This is a genomic window from Pseudorhodobacter sp. (genome assembly GCF_030452865.1).
Classification (GTDB): Bacteria; Pseudomonadota; Alphaproteobacteria; order Rhodobacterales; family Rhodobacteraceae; genus Pseudorhodobacter.
The window spans coordinates 1-2,492 of record NZ_JAKDLJ010000475.1; the positions used below are offsets into that span (position 1 = coordinate 1).

Consider the following 2,492-nt stretch of genomic DNA (forward strand, 5'->3'; position numbering starts at 1 on the left):
CCACGTCAAATCCCAGATCCGGGTTGGCCTTGCCGACGACTTGTTTGATTTTGCGGTTGGTGCCAACAGGAACCGTGGATTTGGTCACGATCACCACATAGCCCTTGGCGATCTTCGCAATCTCCTCCGCTGCGGCCATTACATAGGTCAGGTCGGCGTGGCCATCACCGCGCCGTGTCGGGGTGCCGACAGCGATAAACACTGCCTCGGCCCCGTCGATGGCCTGGGCCAGATCCAGCGTAAAGCTCAAACGCCCTGCCGCAATGTTTTTGACCAAAAGATCTGCCAATCCCGGCTCATAGATCGGCACCTCGCCACGCTGCAACATCTCGATCTTATGGGGGTCTTTATCGGCGCAGACCACCTCATGCCCGAAATCGGAAAAACATACACCCGAGACAAGCCCCACATATCCGGTCCCGATCATCGCGATTTTCATAGGTTTTCCTGTGCTATAGCGCCGAAAATGCAGGGATTGCTGACCCCTGCGTGAGGTTTCATTCAGGGGGACAGAAGCGCTGCGATCACCTGTTCGGCGGCGTCTTCAGCCGTCAGCGTTACCGTGTTGACGGTGATTTCGGCGGTTTCCGGCGTTTCATAGGGGCTGTCGATCCCGGTGAAGTTTTTCAAATTCCCCGCCCGCGCCTTTTTATAAAGTCCCTTCACATCGCGAGCCTCGGCCACTTCCAGAGGTGTGTCGACATGGACCTCCATGAACTCTCCCTCTGCCATCATCTCACGCACCATGCGGCGTTCGGCCCGGAAGGGGGAGATGAAGGCTGTGAGCACGATCAGACCCGCATCAGACATCAGGCGCGCCACCTCACCCACCCGGCGGATGTTTTCCACCCGGTCGGCATCGGTAAAGCCCAGGTCGCGGTTCAATCCATGGCGCACGTTGTCGCCATCGAGAAGGAAAGTATGCTTGCCCATGGCGTGCAATTTCTTTTCCACGATATTGGCAATGGTCGATTTGCCCGACCCCGACAACCCCGTGAACCAGACCACGCGCGGTTTCTGGTTCTTGATTGCGGAATGGGCGGCGCGGTCCACATCCAAGGCTTGCCAGTGGATGTTCTGACTGCGCCGCAATGCGAAATGCACCATACCGGCAGCCACGGTTGCATTGCTCATCCGGTCGATCAGTATGAAGCCGCCCAGATCTGGGTTCTGGGCATAGGCCTCAAACGGGATCGCGCGATCGGTGGAAATATTCACCACGCCAATGGCATTGAGCGCCAAGGTCTGTGAGGACAGATGTTCCAACGTGTTGACATTGATTTCATATTTCGGCTCGGTCACGGTGGCTGTCATGGTCTGGGTGCCGATTTTCAGCAGGTAAGGCCGGCCGGGAAGCATTTCCGCCTCGCCCATCCAGACCAAAGTTGCCTCAAACTGATCAGCGACTTCGCAAGGCGCATCTGCGGCGGTGATCACATCACCGCGCGAACAGTCCACCTCATCGGCGAAACTCAGCGTGATGGATTGCCCGGCCACGGCCAAGGGAAGATTGCCGCCGTAAGCGACAATGGATTTGACACGCGTGGTTTTGCCTGAAGGCAGAATGCGAATGGCATCACCCGGTGCGATTGCACCGGAGCCGATCAGCCCGGCAAAGCCGCGAAAGTCGAGGTTAGGGCGGTTGACCCATTGCACCGCCATGCGGAAGGGCTGGTCCTGCATCTGCGCCACGTTGATCGGCGCATCCTCCAAGTGGCCCAGCAGGGTTTCCCCCTTGTACCAGGGCGTGTTTTCCGAGCGGGTTACGATGTTGTCACCTGCAAGACCAGAGATCGGGATCGGCAGAAATTCTGTCACCCCGATTTTTTCGGCAAATTGGGCATAGTCGGCCACAATCGCGTCAAATCGCGCCTGATCATAGCCGACCAGATCCATCTTGTTCACCGCCAGCACGATGTTCTTGATGCCAAGCAGGTTGACCAGATAGGAATGGCGCCGTGTCTGGGTCAAAATCCCCTGACGCGCATCAACCAGAATGACAGCCAGATCAGCGGTGGAGGCACCTGTGACCATGTTGCGGGTATATTGTTCATGGCCCGGTGTGTCGGCGACGATGAACTTGCGTTTGTCAGTGGCAAAAAAGCGGTAGGCGACATCAATGGTAATGCCTTGCTCGCGCTCTGCCGCCAGCCCATCAACCAGCAAGGCGAAATCAATGCCCTGCCCTTGGGTGCCGTGCGCCTTTGAATCGCTCTCCAAGCTGGCAAGCTGATCCTCAAAGATCATCTTGCTGTCGTACAGCAAGCGCCCGATCAGCGTCGATTTGCCATCATCGACTGAGCCGCAGGTAATGAAGCGCAGCATGGTTTTGTGCTGATGCTTTTCCAGATAGGCGTCGATATCCTCGGCGATCAGACGGTCAGTGACATAAGTGGGGTCTTTTTGGGCCATGTCAGACATCAGAAATACCCCTCCTGCTTCTTCTTTTCCATGCTGGCGGATTGATCATGGTCAATCGCGCGGCCCTGACG

The 2,492-nt window shown here is 57.0% G+C and carries 1 protein-coding gene and 1 pseudogene; both read right to left on the minus strand.

The genetic code is table 11. The features are described 5' to 3' along the window. A pseudogene (locus L0H65_RS18270) lies at positions 1-439 on the minus strand (UDP-glucose 6-dehydrogenase); the annotation flags it as partial. Positions 440-501: 62 nt separating this feature from the next. Next, positions 502-2,421 (minus strand): sulfate adenylyltransferase subunit CysN, encoded by a 1,920-nt coding sequence (cysN, locus tag L0H65_RS18275; protein WP_301460636.1) that lies wholly within the window; start codon positions 2,419-2,421, stop codon positions 502-504. Between the last annotated feature and the right edge of the window lie 71 nt (positions 2,422-2,492).

What these genes read in the sequence shown, in the direction of transcription:
- cysN (WP_301460636.1), bottom strand. Translation starts at nt 2,421, where the DNA reads ATGTCTGACATGGCCCAAAAAGACCCCACTTATGTCACTGACCGTCTG.